Source organism: Saccharibacillus qingshengii (genome assembly GCF_013185195.1).
Classification (GTDB): domain Bacteria; phylum Bacillota; class Bacilli; order Paenibacillales; family Paenibacillaceae; genus Saccharibacillus; species Saccharibacillus qingshengii.
The window spans coordinates 285,765-305,936 of record NZ_JAAZWC010000001.1 but is presented as its reverse complement, the minus strand read 5'-3'; the positions used below and the strand labels follow the sequence as shown (position 1 = coordinate 305,936).

At 53.9% G+C, this 20,172-nt stretch carries 19 protein-coding genes; 14 read left to right on the top strand and 5 right to left on the bottom strand.

All coding sequences use genetic code 11. From position 1 onward, the window contains the following. The first annotated feature begins 33 nt into the window (after positions 1 to 33). The 3 genes from HRQ60_RS01380 to HRQ60_RS01370 all read left to right on the top strand — a co-directional run bounded on the left by HRQ60_RS01380 (position 34) and on the right by HRQ60_RS01370 (position 2,766). Positions 34 to 732 (top strand): response regulator transcription factor, encoded by a 699-nt coding sequence (locus tag HRQ60_RS01380; protein ID WP_172193843.1) that lies wholly within the window; start codon positions 34 to 36, stop codon positions 730 to 732. Continuing rightward, on the top strand, positions 729 to 2,192 hold the full coding sequence (locus HRQ60_RS01375; protein ID WP_172193842.1) for a sensor histidine kinase: 1,464 nt from the start codon (positions 729 to 731) through the stop codon (positions 2,190 to 2,192). The genes HRQ60_RS01380 and HRQ60_RS01375 overlap by 4 nt, the downstream gene beginning before the upstream one ends. A gap of 61 nt (positions 2,193 to 2,253) precedes the next feature. After that, the gene (locus tag HRQ60_RS01370) at positions 2,254 to 2,766 is read left to right on the top strand and encodes a GNAT family N-acetyltransferase (RefSeq protein WP_172193841.1); all 513 of its coding nucleotides are present in this window, start codon (positions 2,254 to 2,256) and stop codon (positions 2,764 to 2,766) included. A 108-nt stretch (positions 2,767 to 2,874) separates the two neighbouring features. Here the strand turns inward: HRQ60_RS01370 and HRQ60_RS01365 are convergent, their stop codons facing one another. After that, on the bottom strand, positions 2,875 to 4,086 hold the full coding sequence (locus tag HRQ60_RS01365) for a glucose-1-phosphate adenylyltransferase (protein ID WP_343044587.1): 1,212 nt from the start codon (positions 4,084 to 4,086) through the stop codon (positions 2,875 to 2,877). 245 nt (positions 4,087 to 4,331) lie between these two features. On the opposite strand from HRQ60_RS01365, the gene glgB reads away from it, so the two are divergent. The 3 genes from glgB to HRQ60_RS01350 all read left to right on the top strand — a co-directional run bounded on the left by glgB (position 4,332) and on the right by HRQ60_RS01350 (position 8,412). Then, entirely contained in the window at positions 4,332 to 6,443 is a 2,112-nt protein-coding gene (gene glgB / locus HRQ60_RS01360) for a 1,4-alpha-glucan branching protein GlgB (protein WP_172193839.1), read from the top strand. Then, the gene (gene glgA, locus HRQ60_RS01355; RefSeq protein WP_172193838.1) at positions 6,440 to 7,870 is read left to right on the top strand and encodes a glycogen synthase GlgA; all 1,431 of its coding nucleotides are present in this window, start codon (positions 6,440 to 6,442) and stop codon (positions 7,868 to 7,870) included. The genes glgB and glgA overlap by 4 nt, the downstream gene beginning before the upstream one ends. A 170-nt stretch (positions 7,871 to 8,040) precedes the next feature. Beyond that, positions 8,041 to 8,412 carry an iron chaperone gene (locus HRQ60_RS01350; protein ID WP_172193837.1) on the top strand — a complete coding sequence of 124 codons (372 nt, stop codon included), beginning with the start codon at positions 8,041 to 8,043 and terminating at the stop codon, positions 8,410 to 8,412. Positions 8,413 to 8,518: 106 nt separating this feature from the next. On the opposite strand, the gene HRQ60_RS23860 is transcribed toward HRQ60_RS01350, so the two are convergent. The 3 genes from HRQ60_RS23860 to HRQ60_RS01340 all read right to left on the bottom strand — a co-directional run bounded on the left by HRQ60_RS23860 (position 8,519) and on the right by HRQ60_RS01340 (position 12,045). Then, the gene (locus tag HRQ60_RS23860) at positions 8,519 to 8,653 is read right to left on the bottom strand and encodes a hypothetical protein (protein WP_281358010.1); all 135 of its coding nucleotides are present in this window, start codon (positions 8,651 to 8,653) and stop codon (positions 8,519 to 8,521) included. Between the two features lie 182 nt (positions 8,654 to 8,835). Next, positions 8,836 to 10,617, bottom strand: a complete 1,782-nt coding sequence (locus HRQ60_RS01345; protein WP_172193836.1) for an alpha-glycosidase — start codon at positions 10,615 to 10,617, stop codon at positions 8,836 to 8,838. Between the two features lie 204 nt (positions 10,618 to 10,821). Beyond that, the gene (locus HRQ60_RS01340; RefSeq protein WP_172193835.1) at positions 10,822 to 12,045 is read right to left on the bottom strand and encodes a M20 family metallopeptidase; all 1,224 of its coding nucleotides are present in this window, start codon (positions 12,043 to 12,045) and stop codon (positions 10,822 to 10,824) included. 202 nt (positions 12,046 to 12,247) lie between these two features. Between HRQ60_RS01340 and HRQ60_RS01335 the strand changes: the two genes are divergently transcribed. The 7 genes from HRQ60_RS01335 (at position 12,248) to HRQ60_RS01305 (ending at position 18,097) form a co-directional block, all read left to right on the top strand. Continuing rightward, positions 12,248 to 13,723, top strand: a complete 1,476-nt coding sequence (locus HRQ60_RS01335) for an ABC transporter substrate-binding protein/permease (RefSeq protein WP_172193834.1) — start codon at positions 12,248 to 12,250, stop codon at positions 13,721 to 13,723. Beyond that, a complete protein-coding gene (locus HRQ60_RS01330; RefSeq protein WP_172193833.1) occupies positions 13,710 to 14,432 on the top strand; it encodes an ATP-binding cassette domain-containing protein in 723 nt (240 codons plus the stop codon). Before HRQ60_RS01335 ends, HRQ60_RS01330 begins: the two co-directional genes overlap by 14 nt. A 153-nt stretch (positions 14,433 to 14,585) precedes the next feature. Next, on the top strand, positions 14,586 to 15,278 hold the full coding sequence (locus tag HRQ60_RS01325; protein WP_172193832.1) for a dihydroorotate dehydrogenase electron transfer subunit: 693 nt from the start codon (positions 14,586 to 14,588) through the stop codon (positions 15,276 to 15,278). Beyond that, positions 15,275 to 16,219, top strand: a complete 945-nt coding sequence (locus HRQ60_RS01320) for a dihydroorotate dehydrogenase (RefSeq protein WP_172193831.1) — start codon at positions 15,275 to 15,277, stop codon at positions 16,217 to 16,219. The genes HRQ60_RS01325 and HRQ60_RS01320 overlap by 4 nt, the downstream gene beginning before the upstream one ends. A gap of 16 nt (positions 16,220 to 16,235) precedes the next feature. Further along, positions 16,236 to 16,580, top strand: coding sequence for a prenylated flavin chaperone LpdD (gene lpdD / locus HRQ60_RS01315; RefSeq protein ID WP_172193830.1), 345 nt, complete (start codon positions 16,236 to 16,238; stop codon positions 16,578 to 16,580). A gap of 102 nt (positions 16,581 to 16,682) precedes the next feature. Beyond that, a complete protein-coding gene (locus HRQ60_RS01310) occupies positions 16,683 to 17,354 on the top strand; it encodes a PspA/IM30 family protein (RefSeq protein WP_172193829.1) in 672 nt (223 codons plus the stop codon). A gap of 332 nt (positions 17,355 to 17,686) precedes the next feature. Further along, on the top strand, positions 17,687 to 18,097 hold the full coding sequence (locus HRQ60_RS01305; protein ID WP_172193828.1) for a DUF350 domain-containing protein: 411 nt from the start codon (positions 17,687 to 17,689) through the stop codon (positions 18,095 to 18,097). 216 nt (positions 18,098 to 18,313) lie between these two features. Here the strand turns inward: HRQ60_RS01305 and xerS are convergent, their stop codons facing one another. Beyond that, positions 18,314 to 19,414 carry a tyrosine recombinase XerS gene (gene xerS, locus HRQ60_RS01300; protein WP_172193827.1) on the bottom strand — a complete coding sequence of 367 codons (1,101 nt, stop codon included), beginning with the start codon at positions 19,412 to 19,414 and terminating at the stop codon, positions 18,314 to 18,316. Positions 19,415 to 19,610: 196 nt separating this feature from the next. Between xerS and HRQ60_RS01295 the strand changes: the two genes are divergently transcribed. Then, positions 19,611 to 20,105 (top strand): GNAT family N-acetyltransferase, encoded by a 495-nt coding sequence (locus tag HRQ60_RS01295; RefSeq protein ID WP_172193826.1) that lies wholly within the window; start codon positions 19,611 to 19,613, stop codon positions 20,103 to 20,105. Positions 20,106 to 20,172 lie beyond the last annotated feature (67 nt).

Genomic DNA, 20,172 nt, shown 5'->3' with positions numbered 1-20,172 from the left:
ATAACGGCAGGGAAGTCCGGGAAGGAGATTCTCATGAGTAAAGTATTGATTTTGGAAGACGAGGAATCGATCCGCAGTTTTATTGTCATCAACTTGAAGCGCAACGGATTTGAAGTGCTCGAAGCCGCGGAAGGCAACGAGGCGCTCCATATTTTGCAGACGGAACCGGGGATCGATATCGCGCTGCTCGACGTGATGGTTCCGGGCATCGACGGTTTCGAAGTGTGCCGGCGAATCCGGGAAACGAACGAACGTATGGGGATTATTTTCCTGACGGCCAAAGTTCAGGAACAAGACAAAGTCTACGCGCTGTCGGTCGGAGCCGACGACCATGTCAGCAAGCCGTTCAGCCCGACGGAACTGATTGCGCGGATCCATTCGCTGCTCCGGCGCGTCAATGTACACCGGGAGACCGCGGCCAAAGTCACGTTCGATTCGGGTCCGTTCAAGCTTGATCTGATTTCCAAACAGTTCAAAAAGAACAGCCAGGCGATCGAACTTACACCGACGGAGTTTTCGTTGATCCAGTTTTTCCTTGAAAAAGAAAATACGCCGCTCAGCCGGGACGTGCTGCTCGATCACGTCTGGGGCAAGGAATATATGGGCGATCCGAAGATCGTGGATGTCAATATTCGCCGGCTGCGCCAGAAGATCGAAGACAATCCGTCGGAGCCCGAATACTTGCAGACGGTATGGGGGCACGGCTATAAATGGAAAGGCCAGGGTCAATGATCAAGAAAGGGATCGGCAGACAGATTGTGCTGCACTATTTCATCGTCATCTTCCTGGCGCTGATGCTCGTGGAAGTGGTATTTCTGTTTGCAATCCGGGCTTATTACTACGATACGATCTACAACATGATTTCGAGCCATATCGATGTAACGGTTCGAAGTGCGCTGATCTCGACCAATTCGAGCGATTACAGCGAGGAAGAATATCTGAGCCAGATTCTGGGCCTGCTCAAGCTGCCGGAATCCGAGCTGCAAATCCTGGACGGCAAAGGCGACGTCAAGATCAGTTCTTCGGGCTTTGAAGTCGACAAGCCGGTTCAGACCAGTGATATTCCGCAGGCGCTGGCTTCCGGCGGTACCGCCAAATGGATCGGGCGCCAGGCGACGACAGGCGAGCCCGTTATGGCGGTCACCACGACTCTTCAGCAGGGAGGCGGACAGGTCTATCTGGCTCGTTTCGTTACTTCGATCGAAAAAGTCAACCAGCGGCTGACCGAGATCACGCTGGTCTCGATGGCGGTTATCGCTGCGGTGCTCGTGACCGTGCTGATCGTCAGTATCGGATTGGCCAATTCGATCGTGCGGCCGATCAACAATATCATTGCCGTTTCGGCGCAGATGGCCAAAGGCCGGTTCGATGTCCGGGTCGAAGGCGATTATCGATACGAGCTCGGCGAGATGGGTTCCACGTTGAACTACATGGCCGAAGAAATTGTGCGAAGCAACCAGATCAAAGACGACTTTATTTCTTCGATCTCCCACGAACTTCGCACGCCGCTCACTTCGATCAAAGGCTGGAGCGAAACGCTCGATTCCGGGGGTTACGATCCGGACGAGACCCGGCTCGGCATGGGAATCATCGCCAAAGAAACGGAGCGCCTGATCGGGCTCGTCGAAGAACTGCTCGACTTTTCGAAGCTGCAGCAGAACGAGATGAAGCTGACGATGAAAAGGGTCGAACTCAAAGAACTGCTCAAAGAAATCGTGCTGAACGTCTGGGCCAAAGCCGAACTCAAAAAAGTGCAGCTGCGCGTGGAAGCGGACGATGGGTCGTTTGCCGTTTACGGCGACGCGAACCGCCTGAAGCAGGTGTTCTTGAACATCGTCGACAATGCGGTGAAGTTCTCGCACGAAAGTTCCGTGATTGTACTGCATTTGTCTCGCGAAGACGGCTGGGTTCGTGCCGCGGTGCAGGACAGCGGGATCGGGATCGACGAAGAGAATCTGAAGCGGGTCAAAGACCGTTTCTTCCAGGTGAATACGCAGGGCGGAGGAACGGGTCTGGGTCTTGCGATTACCCAGCAGCTCGTGGAGCTGCATGAAGGACAGCTGGAGATGACCAGCGAACTCGGCGTGGGCACGACGGTCAGCGTCAAGCTGCCGCTGTTGGAAGAATCGGCAGCCGAAGAACCGGAGCCTGAGCTTCCGGAGGGTCCTGGGCAAGGACCCGAACAGATCTAATCGGCTGGGAGGATTGGCCGACCGAGAAAAGTCCCTTATCGGATAGGAGCGTAAGAAGCGAATGAATTTTTCTGCGGAAATGAAAATTCGTGAAGCAGGTCCCGAAGATGTACCGATTTTGGCAGAGATGCTGCACGAAGCGGCCGAGCTTATGGTTGAAGCGGGAGTAGACCAATGGAAGCCCGAAATGTTTGTAGAGGAGGCGGTCCGGGGCTATTTTGAGACCCGGCGCGTGTTTCTTCTGACGGCGGACGGTCATCCGGCAGGATTGTGTACGCTGCAATGCGGCGATCCGTCCTACTGGAAAGAGCTGGACGACGAACGGTATCTGTATCTGCATCGGCTGACGGTTCGCCCGGCTTATCGGGGAACGGATTTCGGTGCCAGGATGCTCCGTTTTGCGGAAGAAGAAGCCCTGCGGCAGGGCAAACTCGGGCTAAGACTGGATTGTGCCGCCCATCTGCCCAAGCTGAATGCCTATTACCAAAACCAGGGATTCCGATTCGTCGCCGAGCGCGACTTGAACCGGAGTGTAGGCGGTCGTTACGTGAACCTGTATCAAAAAACCTTTTGATTCCGGGGATGCCGAATCCGCCGTATGTTCCGGGAACGACAAAAAGTCGTATCCGAATTTGATTTCACAAATTCGGATACGACTTTTTTGAATAAAAACAGATCCTATTTACGAAGAAATGTTGCCGGTCCGGCGGATATTCGCCGATTCATAGGGATCCTGAAGAGCGCGTACAGGCTGGGACCGAACCACAGGTTTGGCATAAACGGTCTCATGCGGCCCAATGACCAGAATTTCGTTTGGTGTACCCTGGATCACGGCTCCGTCGCGAATGACGGCTTGTTCTCCGATAATGGCATATTCAATCTTGACGTTGCGTCCGATTTGGGCTGCCGGCATGATCACACTGTCGGCAACCGTAGAACCTTTCCCGATCTGAACGCCGCGGAAGAGCACCGAATGTTTGACGCTGCCTTCGTTCACGCAGGTTTCATGGACCATCGAAGCGATCGGAGAAGGGGACAGGGTGCGGCGGAACAACGCGGGACGGCTGAGCTGCCGATTGGTGAACATTGGCCAATCCGGTTTGTTCAAGACGAACTCGCTGTTATCGCCGAGCAGATCCATATGCGCTTCCCACAGGCTGCTCACGGTACCCACGTCTCTCCAGTAGCCGGCAAACGGATAAGCGCTCACCTGTGAACCGTCGCTTAGCATCAGAGGCAGAAGATCTTTGCCGAAATCGTGGGTGGACGTTGCGTGATGAAGGTCGTTCAGCAGATAGCTGCGCAGATACGACCATTTGAAGACATAGATTCCCATCGAAGCCAGGCTGCTCATCGGTTTGGCCGGTTTTTCCGTGAAGTCCACGATCCGCATGTTGGCATCCGCGGTTACAATACCGAAACGGTGAGCTTCATTCAGCGGAACTTCCATCACCGAGAGAGTGGCATCCGCGCCGGAACGCTTGTGGGCCTCCAGCATCTCGGCATAATCCATATGATAGATATGATCGCCGGACAAGATCAGCACATGTTCCGGATCATGGCGATCGATAAACTCGATATTTTTGGTGATGGCATCAGCGGTGCCGCGATATTCCCCGTGTTCCCCGGAAGGAAGCAAAGTGACTTCGCCGCTTCCCGCGGCGATCTTCCAAGGCTGTCCCTCGCCGATATGCTCATGAAGCGATTCGGCGGCGTACTGGGTCAGCACGCCGACGGTATCGATTCCCGAATTTAGGCAGTTGCTGAGAGGGAAATCGACAATGCGATAATGCCCGCCGAATGGCACCGCCGGTTTGGCCAATTTGGATGTGAGCGGTGCAAGTCGTCGGCCTTCCCCCCCGGCAAGCAGCATAGCGATGCAATCTTTCTTAATCCATGTTAATTTCCCTCCCGTGATGTATGTCAATATGGTACATAATTAAACGGAAGAATACGGCTTTGAAACTTTACCGAAAGGAAATAAGTTGCAATCTTCAAGGAAATAAGTTGCAATCTTCAGAAAATGTTTTTTTAGTATCGACTTATTCAGGTAAGCTTTAGACGGGTAATAAAACTATTGATGCGTCCAAAACCAACCACTTGGCGGACGCTAACATCGGATAAGGGAGAGTGAAGAGGATGGGCAAAGCGCGTACGGCTGGATCGCAGCCTTTATCGCAAGAAGACATTTACTTATTCCATGAAGGTAACTTTTTTCACAGCTATCGCATGTTCGGCGCTCATCCGACAACGGAAGGCGGCCAAGAAGGCGTCCGGTTTACGGTGTGGGCCCCCAATGCCGCAGCCGTCGGAATCGCAATGGACCGCAATGGCTGGGAAGGAAGCCTCAATCCTATGGAATCCGTTGCCGAATCCGGCGGGATTTGGAGCTTGTTCATCGAAGGGATCGGCCATGGGGAACTGTATAAATACGATATCCGCTCGGTAACGGGAGAGCGTCTGCTCAAAGCGGATCCGTACGGCGTTTATGCGGAAGTTCGTCCCCAAACCGCTTCGCGCGTAGGCTCGATCGAAGGATACGTCTGGGGCGACCAAGCCTGGAAAAGAAAACGGAAAGCGCCTTACGCCAAACCGGTCAACATTTACGAAATACAGTTGGGCACCTGGAAGCAAAAAGAAGACGGAACCTTCTATACATATCGGGAATTGGCCGACGTGCTGATCCCCTACGTAAAAGAAATGGGGTATACGCACCTGGAGTTTATGCCGTTGACCGAGTACCCTTACGATCTGTCATGGGGATACCAAGCGACGGGATATTTTGCTCCGACCAGCCGCTACGGTGAAGCCAAAGATCTCATGTACTTGATCGATCGCTGCCATCAGGCTGACATCGGCGTGCTGCTGGATTGGGTGCCCGGCCACTTTGCCAAAGACGCCCACGGCCTGCGCCAGTTCGACGGAACTCCGCAGTACGAGTATGCCGATCCGATGCTGGCCGAGAAGCCGGGTTGGGGAACGCTCTCGTTCGATTTCGGCAAACCGGAAGTCCAATCGTTCCTGATCTCAAGCGCTCTTTATTGGATGGATGTATTCCATTTTGACGGTCTGCGGATCGATGCAGTGACCAGTATGCTGCGCCTGGATTTCGAGAAGAAACCCCATCAATGGGCACCCAATGCGCAGGGCGGCGTAGAAAATTACGACGCGATCCACTTTTTGCAGAAACTGAACAAAACGATCTTCGGCTATTATCCGAACGCGATCATGGCGGCCGAAGAATCGAGCGCCTGGCCTCTGGTCACTTCGCCCGCGCACGAGGGAGGCCTGGGTTTCAATTACAAATGGAATATGGGCTGGATGAACGATACGCTCAAATATGTGGAAGCCGGATTCGAGACTCGTCCTTCCCTGCATAATTTGCTGACGTTCCCGCTCGTCTACGCACATTCCGAGAATTATGTGCTGCCGCTGTCCCACGACGAAGTGGTTCACGGCAAGAAGTCGCTGCTGGACAAAATGCCGGGTCTGTACGAAGAAAAGTTCGCGGGTCTGCGCCTGCTGCTTGGCTACCAGATCACGCATCCCGGCAAAAAGCTCCTGTTCATGGGAGGAGAGTTCGGCCAGTTTATCGAATGGAGAGACGAGGAGCCGCTCGACTGGATTCTGCTCGACTATGAAGCGCACCGCAACATGCAGGCTTACACGGCGGCGCTGAACCATTTTTACCTGGAAGAAAAAGCGCTTTGGGAAATCGACCACGACTGGGACGGTTACGATTGGATCAGTGCTTCCGATGAGGCTCAGAGCGTCATTACCTTTATGAGAAAAGGCAAAAAAACAGGCGACACGCTGTATATCCTGATCAACTTCCAGCCTGTGGGCTACGACGATTACCGAATCGGCGTCGATAAATCGGGCGGCTACAAGGAAGTGTTCAACAGCGACGAGACGCGGTTTGGCGGAGAAGGACGCTTGAACGACGACGCGCTGCGTGCGGTCAAAGAACCTTGGCACGGCCGGGAGTACCATCTGTCGGTCAAGCTTCCGCCGCTGGGAATCGTCATCCTCAAAAAAAGCGGACGGCTTGCGGATACGCTGAAAGCGGCGGTTCGCAGCGAAACGGCTGAGCCCGCGCCAAAGCGCAAAAGTACAACCAAAAAAGAAGCGGACGGATCGAAAGCAGCTGCAGCGAAAAAAGCGCCTGCCAAGAAAAAAGCTTCTTCCAAATCGGAGGAGCCGCCGGCAGCGGACGAAAAAGGGACCAAAAGAAAGGGGAAAGCAAAATGAAATTGCTGTTTGCAGCCGCAGAAGCGGCGCCTTTTATCAAAACAGGTGGGTTGGCCGATGTGATCGGCGCTTTACCCCGGGCATTGAAGCAGGCGGGGGCCGATATTCGTGTCGTGCTGCCCAAGTATAAAGGCATCCCCGATGCCTACAAGGAAAAAATGACGCATGTCGGCGAAACCAGCGTCAACCTGGGCTGGCGCGGCCAATACTGCGGCATCGAACAATACGACGACGACGGCATTCCGGTGTACTTTGTCGATAACGAATTTTACTTCGGCCGCGACGGAGTGTACGGTTACGGAGACGACGGCGAACGGTTTGCCTTTTTCAACAAAGCGGTTCTGGATATTCTGCCGGAAATCGGCTTCAAGCCCGATGTGATCCACTGCCATGACTGGCATACGGGCATGATTCCGCTGCTGCTGCAGGACACGTATGCCCATGATCCTTTTTACGACAATATTGAGACGGTCTATACGATCCATAACCTGCTGTATCAAGGCGTATTCCCGTATGCGGTATTCGGCGAACTGCTGGGACTCGACAACCGTCACTTCACCAATGAAGGCGCGGAATATTACGGAAACGTGAATTTCATGAAAGCCGGCATTGTTTATTCGGGCAAAGTAACCACGGTTAGTCCGACCTACGCGCAGGAGATCCGTACAGCTTATTACGGCTACGGGCTCGACGGCCTGCTGTCTTCGATCGGCGACAAGCTGACGGGGATCGTCAACGGGATCGACACCAAAAGTTATAATCCGAATACGGACAAAACCCTGCATACCCGCTACAAGAGCAGCCTGGCCAAAAAGCGCGAGAACAAAACGGCGCTGCAGACAGAACTGGGGCTGCCGGTCAGTGTAAAAACGCCGATGATCGGAATCGTGTCGCGTCTGGTTGAACCGAAAGGTCTCGATCTGGTCGTGCGCGTATTGGACGAGCTGCTGTACGGCGAAGATGTTCAGGTGGTAGTGCTGGGTACCGGCGAAGCGGGCTACGAAGACTGGTTCCGCCAGGCCGCTTATCGTCATCCGGAACAGCTTGCGGTACAGATCCGCTTCAGCGAAGCGCTGTCGCGCAATATTTATGCGGCCAGCGATCTGTTCTTGATGCCGTCCATGTTTGAACCGTGCGGCATCAGCCAGCTGCTTGCCATGCGTTACGGCAGCGTTCCGGTCGTGCGGGAAACCGGCGGACTGAACGATACCGTCCAGGCGTACAACGAATACACGGGCGAAGGCAACGGCTTCAGCTTTGGAGCGTACAACGCGCACGATATGCTGCATACGCTGCGCCGCGCACTCGCTTTCTACCGCGAAGAACCGACATGGAAAAAGATCGTTCAGAACGGAATGAGCTCGGATTTCAGCTGGCTCGCTTCGGCAAAAGAGTACATGGGAATCTACGAAGAATTGAAAAGCTGACCCCTGTGGAACCTTGTATTACCCCATAGGAGGAAGCGCGTGAAGAACCGGACCTGTTGTCCGGTTCTTTTTTTATGGAAAAAGCTTGCCAAAACGGGGGGATACCCGGCAAAATAAAGAAGTACAAATGTTCGTACGGCTGACAAAAATAGGTTGGAGGAGGAAAAGTGATGGACGTTTTTGCGGAATACCTGGCCAAGGTCGACGATCCGCTGCAAAAAGAACGGTTGGAAAATGTATTTGCCTGGGTACAGGAGGCCTTTCCGAATCTGGGCACAAAAATGGCTTGGAATCAGCCTATGTTCACCGACCATGACACGTTTATTCTGGCATTCAGCAGCGCCAAAGCGCATATGTCCGTTGCGCCGGAAGCGGCGGCCATGCAGCATTTCTCCAGCCGGATCGAGCAGGCGGGTTATACCCAGACCGCGCAGCTGTTTCGGATCCCGTGGAAGATGCCTGTCGATTACGAGCTGCTGCAGGATCTGATTGCTTTTAATATCGAAGACAAAGCGGATTGTACGACGTTCTGGAGAAAATGAAGCGCAGGAAAGAAGCAGTCGGACAGCGGCTTCCCGCCGATCCGACTGCTGAAGTCCGTGGGAACCGCGATCGGTTTTCACCGATCACGATTCAGCTGTGCCCGTTTCAAAATGGACTGAAGTAATAAACCAACATAAACAAAGCCGTCTTCACCCCGGTGCCGACCGATCCTCCGCTCAGACGTTTTACCACTGCTAATACTGATACCACAATCGCTGCCATCGAAACGACGAAGAACATACCCGCCGCCTCCTTCCGTATCCGGTTATCCCCCTAACCACTTAAGGAAAAATAACCAAATTAAAGAATTTAAAACGCTTTCTTTTTGGGATATCGGAGAAAATTTTTCGGCAAAAAGCCGCCTGCGCAGCAGGACGGCTTCTTGGTGTTTCAAAAACGGGTTTTATCGAGCCAACAGCGGTTCAATCGGCTTCTTCTTCGCTCTCGGGAAGACCGCTTCTGTCCAGATTCCGGTACAAAATCCGATATCCGTACGGATCGAGCGGAATAGCCAGCTGCCCCTCCGCAGTCGGCACATTTTCTCCGGTCAGCGCGTCGCGCCAATCGTCGGTTTCGATCGGATGCGACAAAGTGCGGGCCTGATCGGTATTGTTCATCCAGAAGGTAAAATGGATATGGTCGTTGATCCGTTCGTATACAATACACGGATTGCCGGAATCGGCCATCAGGAAGCGGAAACGGCCGCCTCGCAGCGCCGCGTTATTCTTGCGCAGCACGATCATCATCCGATAGAAATTGAACAGCTCGCGGTCCTGGCGGGAAGGATTCCATTCCATGCATTTGCGGCAGTCCGGGTCCGCGCCGCCCTGCAGTCCGATCTCGTCGCCGTAGAAAATGCAGGGCGTGCCCATATACGTGAACAGGAATACGATCGCAAGCTTGAGCTTGCGTTTGTCGCCGCCCAGCCGGGTGAGCAGACGCGGCGTATCGTGACTGCACAGCATATTGAAGACCACTTCGTTCGTCTGCTGCGGATAACGCATCAGCAGGCTGCCCATATGACTGGCAAACTGATAACCGTCCATACCGCCGCCGAAGAACGCCAATACTTTATCGGAAAAAGGATAGTTCATAACGGAATCGAACTGGTCGCCCATAAGCCACGACAACGAGTCGCTCCACACTTCGCCGACCAGATACGCATCCGGTTTGGCCGCTTTCACCACATCGCGGAACTCGCGCCAGAAATGATGGTCCACTTCATCCGCGACATCGAGCCGCCAGCCGTCGACGCCGATTTCCTGAATCCAGTATTTGGCGACGCCAAGCAGATATTTGCGCACTTCCTCGTTGCCGGTATTGAACTTGGGCATATTGGAATAGAAACCGAAGGTATCATAGGTAGGAATGCCGTCTTTGACGCTAAGCGGGAACTCGTTCACATGGAACCAATCCGCGTAAGGCGAATAAGGACCTTTTGCGACGACATCCTGAAAAGGAGGAAAGTGGTCGCTGCAGTGATTGAATACCGCATCCAGGATGACGCGAATTCCCTTGCTATGACAAGCTTCAACGAGTTTTTTGAGCATTTTGCTGTCGCCCAGATGAGGATCGACCGTTTTGTAATCGATCGTATCGTATTTGTGATAGGAGTTTGCGGTGAAGACGGGAGTGAAATAAATAGCGTTGATCCCCAGTTCCACCAGATAATCGATATGGTTCAACACCCCGCGCAGGTCGCCGCCGAACGAATCGGTGAGATTGGGCTGTCCGCCCCACGGAAGTGTGCCGGGAGGATCGTTCGACGGATCGCCGTTTGCGAACCGGTCGGGCATAATCTGATAGAAGATCGCTTTTTTGGCCCAATCCGGCGCGGCGAACAGATCGACTTTGTGAATATAGGGGAATTCGTAATAGCCTCCCGTCGGCATCGGCATTCCGTTATGCAGTTCATTGTCGGCTTTGTACAGGGTTTCGCTGCCGGCGATCAATCGGAATATGTAAGCGACACGTTTGAAATTTGGACGGACCGGACCTTCCCAATAATCGAAGTATTCGTCGGTGGCCGCTTTTTCCAGCTCGACTTCGAAATAGGTTCGATTCCAGTCGTACTTGTCGCCGGTCAGTGCGGTTACCCGGTCGACATCGTTCTTCTTGGTGCGAAACCGCAGATGGATCGTATGCAGATCGTAGGCGTACGCCCATTTATCGCGCGGTACATGGTACATGGCTTCACGAAACATGGAATCGCCCCTTTTGTCGGAATGAACAGGAAAAATCGTCAGGCGGAGGACAGTTACCCAGCAGCATACAGATGGATGTTATTACCCGGAAAAAGTTTACATTGAAACCAAAAGAATCAAAGCGTCGGATCAACCCGGGAAAAGCACACACCAAAAAGCCCTTCTCCGGCGTATTCGAAACGAACACGGGAAAAGGGCATACGGTTACTGCACGTTCGATCCGGAAAAAGGAATCAAGGCGCTCGAATGGGAAGGGAGTTCAAGGAATTCCCGGCGTACGCGCTCCAGCAGACCCGGAACAGTCAGGGTGTCGCAGACGGTACCTGCCAGCATCTTGGCCCCGAAAATCATGGCTTCGTAGGCGGTATCCTGCTGCGCTAGATCACGGAAACCGATACTGTGCAGCTCGTGGCGTTCCTTGACAACCTGAATGTACGGATGAATCGCAGGGCAGCGGGTAGAGACGTTGCCGACATCGGCCGAACCTCCGTTTTCCGGCTCCTGAATGATTCCGGGGTCGACGCCGGCTTCGATCAGATTGCGGGTAAAGGTCTCGGACAGCGTCTCATTGGTAATCAGTTCGTCGTATGAGTATTCGTAGTTCGACACTTTCAGCTCGCAGCCGGTCTGCAGTGCGGCACCTTCGGCGATCCGGCGGACTTTGGCCACCAGTTCGTTCGTATAGGGCCGATCGGCCGAGCGGATATAGAACTGTGCCGAAGCGTAATCGGGAATAATGTTGGCCGCGACGCCGCCCTGATTGATAATGCCATGGATCCGGGCGTCCGTGCGCGTCTGCTGGCGCAGGGCGTTGATTGCGTTGAACAGCTGCAGCACCGCGTCCAGGGCATTGATGCCGGCTTCAGGGCTGGCTGCGGCGTGCGAAGCTTTTCCATAGAATTCATATTGGATCGCATCCATCGCCAGCGCGCTGCCGGATTTCTGGAACGCGTAATACGGATGCGCCATCAGCGCGAAGTCGCAGTCATCAAATAATCCGGCGTCGGCCATCGTAACTTTGGCGCCGCGGGTTTCTTCGGCCGGCGTACCGTAAACGCGCAGCGTACCTCCCAGCTCCCGTACGGTTTCTTGGAGACCGATCGCCGCTCCCAGGCTCATCGTGCAGATCAGATGGTGTCCGCAGGCATGGCCGATTTCCGGGAGCGCATCATATTCGCACAGCAGCGCAATGGTCGGTCCCGGCTTGTCCGAGCGGAATGTACCGATAAAAGCGGTCTGGATTCCGAGTACCGGAGCTTCGACTTCAAAGCCGTGCGCCAAGAGCGATTGTTTGAGCCTGGCGGACGCTTTGAATTCTTCGTTTCCGAGCTCGGGGTTCTGTGCGATATAGACGGCGATCTCTTTGAGTTCCGCTTGATAGCGGTCGATCGTATCTTCGATTCGCTGCTTATGCGCTTTATTATTCATCAATGAAAAGACTCCCCGCTTCGTTTATTTAGAAGTGAATTTTAGCATGGGAAGCGAACGTTTTCAACGCTGACGCGGCTTTTTGAGGAATGAAAAAGAAAGAAAAACAAAAAAAAGAGGCGACATTTGCTGAATATTGTTGTATAAATATGAATATCATTTTATAATGACTTGTCATTTTACAACAGAGTGGAGAGAGAGCATGCTGAGACTGAAACGGATCATCCCGATGCTGCTGGCTCTGCTGATGCTGACGTTGGCGCTGTATCCCGGCCACGGACAAGCACAAGCACAGGGCGACTCGGGCACAAACGACAAAAAGACGATTATCGTCGGATTAAGCGCGGATTTCGCGCCGTACGAATTTATGCTGACGGTAGACGGCAAGAGCAAGATCGTCGGTTCCGACGTCATGATCGCCGAACAAATCGCGGCCGACATGGGCGCGGAACTGAAGCTTGAGAATATGCCGTTCGACAGTCTGCTGCCGGCGCTCCAGAGCGGCCGGATCGATATGGTCATCTCCGGCATGACGCCGACCGACGAGCGCAGACAAAATGTCGACTTCTCGGATCTGTACTACATTTCCAAACAGGTCATCCTGACGCGCGCCGAAGATGCCGACAAGTTCCCGACGATGGCGGAACTCGAAGGTCTGCCGATCGGCGTACAGACGGGTTCGATTCAAGAAGAAATCGCGAATAGTATTCCGGACGCGCAGGTCACGGCCGTCAAAAGTATCTCCGACGTCGTCAGCCTGCTGCTGTCCGATCGCGTAGACGCAGCCGTCTTCGAAGGACCGGTCGCCGAGGCGCAGGTCAAGAACCGTGCGGGTCTGGCGATCGCCGAAGCCGTGCCGGAAGACAGCGATACGCCGATGGCGATCGCCGTGGAGAAAGGCAATGCGCAGCTGCTGACCGATATCAACAGCACGCTGAAGCGGCTGAACGATGAAAATGCGGTCGAAGGCTATATTCAGGCCGCCAACGAACTGAATTCCGGAGAGAACGCGCCGAGCAACATTTTCTCGTTCTTCTGGAAATATCGCGGTTATTACGCGGACGGCGTTCAGTATACCCTGCTGCTGTCGGCATTGGGCGTCCTGTTCGGATTCCTGATCGGTCTGTTGGTTTCCCTGCTGAGGTTGTCGGGTGTCAAGATTCTCAAATGGATTGCCGTAGCCTATATCGAAGTGCTGCGGGGCACGCCGATGCTCGTCCAGCTCCTTATCATTCACTTCGGTTTGGCCAGCGCTTTCGATATCAAGTTTACGGTGCTGCAGTCGGGTATTATTACCTTGTCCCTCAACAGCTCGGCTTATCTGGCGGAAATCTTCCGTGCGGGAATCCAGGGCGTCGACAAAGGACAGATGGAAGCGGCGCGTTCGCTCGGCATGCCGCGCGGACTGGCGATGCGCACCATTATTATCCCGCAGGCGATCAAAAGCGTCCTGCCGGCGATCGGCAACGAGTTTGTCGTCATTATCAAGGAGTCGTCCATCGTATCGTTTATCGGGGTCGCCGACTTGATGTTCCAAGCCAATGCCGTACGTACGCTGACGTATTCCGGACTGTATCCGCTCGTCATCGCGGCGTTTATCTATCTGATTATGACGCTTATTCTGTCGAAACTGTTGAATGTATTGGAACGGAGGTTGAGTGCCGGTGATATCCGCTAAAAATCTGCAAAAGTCTTTTGGCAAAAATCAGGTCCTCAAAGGGATCGACGCCGAAATTCAAAAAGGTGAAGTCGTGGTCGTAATCGGTCCGAGCGGTTCGGGCAAAAGTACGTTTCTGCGCTGTCTGAACCGACTTGAAGAAGTAACGGGCGGAGAGATTCTGTTCGAAGGCAAGCCGATTACGGACAAGAAGCACAATATCGACAAGACCCGCGAGAAAATGGGCATGGTGTTCCAGCAGTTCAATTTGTTCCCGCACAAGACCGTGCTGGACAATATTACGCTGGCGCCGACCAAACTGCTCGGACTGTCCAAAGCCGAAGCCGACAAGCGCGCCGAAGCGCTGCTGCAGTCGGTCGGTCTGGAAGACAAGAAAAACGCGTATCCGGCGCAGCTGTCGGGCGGTCAAAAACAGCGGATCGCGATCGTGCGCGCACTTGCGATGCAGCCCCACGTCATGCTGTTCGACGAACCGACGTCGGCGCTTGATCCGGAGATGGTTGGCGAAGTGCTGGACGTCATGAAGAAGCTGGCCGAAGACGGCATGACGATGGTGATCGTCACGCACGAAATGGGCTTTGCCCGCGAAGTCGGCGACCGGATTCTGTTCATGGACGGCGGCGTGATCGTCGAGGAAGGGACGCCGGAAGAAGTATTCGGCGCACCGAAAAACGTACGGACGCAGGACTTTTTGAGCAAAGTGCTGTAAGGAAGAGCCAAGTTTGCAAGCGAACAGAGATCGGATGGCGAAAGCCCGGACTGCAAAGTCCGGGCTTTTCGTGATGCTTGTCATAGCTATTCCTTCTTCCCTGGGGCATCATGGACAAGATATGCGCAAATCAGCAGTTCGGGGGAGGATCTTATGGCGACAATCATTTCCAACCGCCGCGTGGCGGAAGGCATTTACGTGATGCACGCGGAAGGGCGTTTCGAGGCGAAAATGGGACAGTTTTTTATGGTGAGAGGTTGGGACGGTTATCCGCTCTTGTCGCGCCCGCTCAGCGTGTACGACCAGGACGAATACGGAGTCAAGTTTCTATATAAAACGGCCGGAGAAGGCACGCAGATGCTGTCTCGGATGACAGCGGGCGACGACGTCACGCTGCTTGGACCGCTCGGCAACGGTTTTCCTCAGGCGCAGGGCCGGACCGCACTCGTCGGAGGCGGAATCGGAATTGCGCCTCTTTACTATACGGCGAGGCATCTGGAGCAGGCCGATCTGTACTTGGGATTCAGTGAGGAAGTGTATGAAGAGCATGAATTCGGAGCGCTTGGTCATAAGCTGGAGATCGATCTAGGAGGCAGGGTGCTGGACCGCGTCGATTTCGATGCCTACGATACCATTTTCGTGTGCGGACCCGAACCGATGCTTCGTGCCGCCCAGATCAAAAGTGCCATGTCATCGGGCAGAGCCGACGTCTATGTCTCGCTCGAGAACCGGATGGCCTGCGGAATCGGAGCCTGTCTGGTATGCAGCGTAGGCTGCGAGAGCGGGCGAAAAAAAGCGTGTACCGACGGACCGGTATTCCGCGCGGAAGAGGTGGTGCTGGCATGATCGAATCGACATTGGATATGTCCTGCCGTATAGGGCCGGTGACGTTCAAGAATCCGCTGATCATGGCTTCCGGAACGTTCGGCTTTGGCAAAGAATACGGGAATCTGTACGATTTGTCCAAGCTTGGCGGGATTTCGGGCAAAGGCATTACGCTGCATCCGCGTCCGGGCAACCCGGGGATCCGCGTCTACGAGACGCCTTCCGGCATGCTGAACAGCGTCGGCCTCGAGAACCCGGGCATCGCTTCATTTTTGGCGGACGAGTGCGCTTTTTGGGAAAAGCTCGATACTGTCCGCATCGTCAACCTGGGCGGCGGTACGGTGCAGGATTACGTGCAGGGGGCCGGGATGATCGACGCAGACAGCCGTATCCGCGAACGGGACGGACGAAAAGCGGTCGATATGATCGAGCTGAACATTTCCTGTCCGAACGTCAAAGCGGGCGGCATGGCCTACGGCATCAAGACGAGCGTTGCGCGCGAAGTCGTCCGCGAAGTGCGGGCCGCCACCTCTCTGCCTCTCATGGTCAAATTGTCCCCGAATGCGGAAGATATCGCCGATATGGCGCAGATGTGCGAAGAAGAAGGGGCGGAAGCCGTCTCGCTGATCAATACGCTGTCCGGCATGAAGATCGATGTGCGCAGACGCCGCAGCGTGTTCGAGAATTTGTATGCCGGATTGTCGGGTCCCGCCGTCAAGCCGATCGCGCTGCGCATGGTCCATCAGGTGTGCAAAAGAGTACACATTCCCGTCGTGGGGATGGGGGGCATTTCGAGTTCGGAAGATATGATCGAATTCATTATGGCGGGAGCCCAGGCGGTCCAGGTCGGGACGTACAATTTCGTCAACTGGCATGCGGGAGCGGAGCTTGCCGAAGGTGTCGAGCGCTTTATGATCGCGGAAGGCATTCGGAGCCTGGACGAGATTCGCGGTATTTTATAAAGGAGGGCTGCCGGTCATGGCTTATTTGTACGATCCTGCCGATATTCGGGTCGAACGCAGGGAGATGGGGCGCGATCTGCTGCTGATCGTAACGGGAGGAGACGCGCATATCGGAGCGGTATCGATGGCTTATGCCGAAGAAGGCCGTGTTCGCGTCGAGACTTCAACCGTGCCCGGACACAAAGAGAGCGTGCTCAGCGAACCTGCCGCGCTGCAGGCCGCCCGTCTGCTGGCGTGTACGGTGACGGTGGCTATGGGCATTCACTATGACGGCCTTAACCGGGAGCAGATCGAAGAAATCGGGAGCATCGTGTCGATCCGGATCGAAGAGGCGCTGAACGAAGCCGCAAAATTAATTTAAAAATTTGGAACGCAATTATGAAACCGATCGTGTTGAGGTCCGTAATAAAAAGGGTAATGGTTGAAATCGAATAATAAGAATACGCTCAAGGAGGCAAACCGAATGTCCGTTTTTAAAAGATTGAGAGATCTCACTTTGTCCAACGTGTACTCATTGATTGAGAAAGCCGAGGATCCGGTTAAACTGACAGATCAGTACATTCGCGATATGCAGGAAGACCTGGCCGACGCGGAGAAAGCCGTTGCCGCCCAGATCGCAATCGAGAAGAAGTTCAAGCAGCTTTACGAAGAGCAGTCCGAGCTGGTTAACCGCCGTACGGAGCAGGCCCACATGGCCGCTCAGGCACAGAACGTCGATCTGGCTCGCCGCGCACTTGAAGAGAAGAATGCGGCTGAACAGAAGATGACCGAATACAAGAACAGCTTCGATCAGAACAAAGCGGCTGCCGACAATCTGCGCGGCAAGCTTGAAGAAATGCGCAAGCAGCTGACCGAGATGAAGAACAAGCGCGATACGCTGGTTGCCCGCTACAGCGCGGCCAAAGCGCAAACGGAAATCAACAAGACGATGTCCGGCTTCAATTCCGACAGCGCCACTTCCGGCCTGAAACGGATGGAAGACAAGATGCTCAATATGGAAGCCCAAGCCGAAGCCAGCAACGAGATGTCTGCCAAAGGCAAATCGTTGGACGACGAGTTCGCCGAACTCGGCAAAAACAGCGCGGTTGAGAGCGAATTGGCCGAGCTGATGAAGCAATACGAGAAAAAAGAATAGGCAGCCAAATCGCTCAAGAGCGAATTGGCCGAGCTGATGAAGCAGTACGAGAAAAAAGAATAGGCAGCCAAATCGCTCAAGAGCGAATTGGCCGAGCTGATGAAGCAGTACGAGAAAAAAGAATAGGCAGCCAAATCGCTCAAGAGCGAATTGGCCGAGCTGATGAAGCAAAGTAGCAGGCCCGTGCACTCGCAGGGCGACGCGGCGAAGAAAGCCGGGCGAAGGGGAACGCATGTACGCATGCGGCTCCCTTCGCTTTTTCATGGTTTTGTGCCCGTGCTTTTCGGGAGAGCGGTGCTGTATACATAATCGGCGCAGGAGGAGGACGGAAAGTGGAATTTTCGGATTTGGCAAGACTGGCGGTATGGACGCTTTCCGGAGCGGTACTGTTGACACTGTTGATGGTAATCGATTCGTTGTTTACGAAATACAAAGATTTTCAGGAACTGAAAAAAGGCAATCTTGCCGTCACGATTCGTTTGGTCATGAAGATTTTTGCCCAGGCGCTTATTTTGAAGTATGTACTGGAAGGCTCTTCGGGGATTGTCAGCGCCTGGATTATCTCGTTCGTTTCTTTCGTTGTTTTGCTGGCGCTGGAGAGTGCGGTCGAGTTTGTTCTGCGCAAATGGGGCGGACTTAACCTGGATGAAGGTACGGAACGGGGCAATGTGGCACACGGCTTGTTTGCGGGAACGCTGCATGTGATCGGAGCCATGATTATTACGGCGGCACTGTCGATTTAGTACCTTGTCAACACTAAAGGTAAGGTTACGCTCCCCTGAGATTTCGTACCTGAAGCGTGTACGAAGTCTCCGACGGAATCGCACCTAAAGCATGCGCGTTTCAGGAAAACGTAAACCTCTGATTAAGAGTTGAAAGGGTACTAGAGCGGCAGGAATGTTGCAGGAATCCGCACGAAAAGGGGAGAATCGGCGAGCTGCCGGTTCCCCCTTTTTCGTTCAGGTCTCTTGCGTACCGGTTTCCCGGCTTCGCCTTTCAATGGCTTCGGACATCGTCTTATCCGTCAGATGCGCATAGATTTCGGTCGTTTCGGTAGAAGCGTGGCCCAGCTGTTCTTTTGTTTTGTAGATATCGTTTTGCAAATAATAATCCGTGGCAAACGAATGGCGCAGCTTGTGTACCGTCAGATAAGGTTTGCCGAAGCGTTTGGCGTATTTGATAATCATGGCCTGGATCGCTCGTTTGGTCATCCGCTTGCCCTCGGTTTGACCGTTCGGGATCGCGAGAAAAAGCGCTTTTTCCCTTTTGGGAGCGGCATACTGACTGTCGCGAAGCGGCAGATAACGTTCCAGCGCGGAACGTGCCTGATCGCGGAAATAGACCGGGGTCTTGAATGTTTCGTCGTTGCTGCCTTTGCGCAGAACGTGCAGCAGCTTGTTGCCTACGTCGAGATCCGAGAGGTTCAAGTTGATGACTTCCGAGACGCGCAGCCCCGAATTAAGAATCAGACTCGCAATACAAGCGTCTCTTTCCTTATTCTTGGCATGGGCATATAGCGCCTGCTTGTTGGTGGATACATCGGCGGCATAGCCTTCGCGGATATAATCGATAAAGGCGACAAGTTCTTCTTCTTCCAGAATCTTGCCTTTGAGCTTGGCCGCGGTATCTTTGGGTTTGTTAGTCCGTTTGATCTCGATCTTGGCCATGACGTTGCGTTTGAGCAGCGGATAAAAATCGTCGTCTTCCGCGATTTGGCTCAGATAATGGAACATCGAACGGAGCGCCGACAGCTTGCGGATGACGGTCGTACGGGAGTTCGTGCCTTCGGTCCGTGTCGTCAGATACAGCCGGTATCCCGTAATATTCTCGATCCGCAGCGATTCCAATTCGGTAAGGGTCACGTCTTTGAGGGCAGCGGCAGAAGAAAGACCTTCGGCGCGCAGCCAGTTGAAGAACGATTCGTAATCCCGGACATACTCCAGCAGGGTGGAAGGAGAGAGATCGGGGAGTTTGTAATCGATAAATTGCTGGACATACCAAGGCATCTCCGGCAGCTTCTCGCCAAGACGCGTACGGTCGATCGCTTTTTGAATACTCATGGGCTTCTCCTTTTTGCAAAAGATGAACAGGCCGTCCGGCCCAAACCGGTTAGTCGCTTTATTTTACCACATGACGAAGTGATTCAGGCAAACTCCCGTTCGTAAATTTCGAATGTCGAAGTTGCCTGGAAGCCCGCGGGTCGGTTACGATAAAGAGACAGCAGAGCGGATAACAGAGAAAAAGGAGCCGAAAAGAATGGGACCGATTGTAGAACTGGAACTTGTACCGGAACTCCGCCGGGCGGTGATCGAAAATCTGCTTCAGTTTTATTTGTATGATTTTACGCGGTATCTGGATATTGCGGCGGATGAAAACGGCCGTCTGCCGGATTATCCCGATCTGGACGAATTCTGGGCATATCCGCAGCGCAAATTCCCTTTCTTGATCCGTGCTAACGGAGAGCCGGCCGGATTGGCGCTGGTTGAACGGACGGACGATGAAGGAAGCCGGCCGTCGTATTATATGGTCGAGTTTTTCGTGCTGCAGAAGTTTCGCAGACGCGGAGTCGGCAGGGTAGCCGCGGCTATGCTGTTCGATCGTTTCAAAGGCCGCTGGAAAGTGACCCAACTCAAAAACAACGAGCCGGCCCAGCAGTTCTGGCGTCAGATTATCGGGATATATACGGCCGGAGCGTACAAAGAGCGCACGCATCCGTTTCAGGGACACCCCAGCCAGTATTTCGAAAGTTAAACGCTTGTCTCGTATAAACAGTAGGCTTTCGTTCGTCTGAATCGCACAAGGGTTAGGTGCGAATCAG

Bases quoted from the DNA above. Each gene is read 5' to 3' on its own strand.
- HRQ60_RS01380 (WP_172193843.1), top strand. From the start codon at position 34: ATGAGTAAAGTATTGATTTTGGAAGACGAGGAATCGATCCGCAGTTTT.
- xerS (WP_172193827.1), bottom strand. From the start codon at position 19,414: ATGAGTATTCAAAAAGCGATCGACCGTACGCGTCTTGGCGAGAAGCTG.
- HRQ60_RS01350 (WP_172193837.1), top strand. From the start codon at position 8,041: ATGGACGTTTTTGCGGAATACCTGGCCAAGGTCGACGATCCGCTGCAA.
- lpdD (WP_172193830.1), top strand. From the start codon at position 16,236: ATGGCTTATTTGTACGATCCTGCCGATATTCGGGTCGAACGCAGGGAG.
- HRQ60_RS01340 (WP_172193835.1), bottom strand. From the start codon at position 12,045: ATGAATAATAAAGCGCATAAGCAGCGAATCGAAGATACGATCGACCGC.
- HRQ60_RS01295 (WP_172193826.1), top strand. From the start codon at position 19,611: ATGGGACCGATTGTAGAACTGGAACTTGTACCGGAACTCCGCCGGGCG.
- HRQ60_RS01375 (WP_172193842.1), top strand. From the start codon at position 729: ATGATCAAGAAAGGGATCGGCAGACAGATTGTGCTGCACTATTTCATC.
- HRQ60_RS01370 (WP_172193841.1), top strand. From the start codon at position 2,254: ATGAATTTTTCTGCGGAAATGAAAATTCGTGAAGCAGGTCCCGAAGAT.
- HRQ60_RS01325 (WP_172193832.1), top strand. From the start codon at position 14,586: ATGGCGACAATCATTTCCAACCGCCGCGTGGCGGAAGGCATTTACGTG.
- glgB (WP_172193839.1), top strand. From the start codon at position 4,332: ATGGGCAAAGCGCGTACGGCTGGATCGCAGCCTTTATCGCAAGAAGAC.
- HRQ60_RS01320 (WP_172193831.1), top strand. From the start codon at position 15,275: ATGATCGAATCGACATTGGATATGTCCTGCCGTATAGGGCCGGTGACG.
- glgA (WP_172193838.1), top strand. From the start codon at position 6,440: ATGAAATTGCTGTTTGCAGCCGCAGAAGCGGCGCCTTTTATCAAAACA.
- HRQ60_RS01310 (WP_172193829.1), top strand. From the start codon at position 16,683: ATGTCCGTTTTTAAAAGATTGAGAGATCTCACTTTGTCCAACGTGTAC.
- HRQ60_RS23860 (WP_281358010.1), bottom strand. From the start codon at position 8,653: ATGTTCTTCGTCGTTTCGATGGCAGCGATTGTGGTATCAGTATTAGCA.
- HRQ60_RS01335 (WP_172193834.1), top strand. From the start codon at position 12,248: ATGCTGAGACTGAAACGGATCATCCCGATGCTGCTGGCTCTGCTGATG.
- HRQ60_RS01345 (WP_172193836.1), bottom strand. From the start codon at position 10,617: ATGTTTCGTGAAGCCATGTACCATGTACCGCGCGATAAATGGGCGTAC.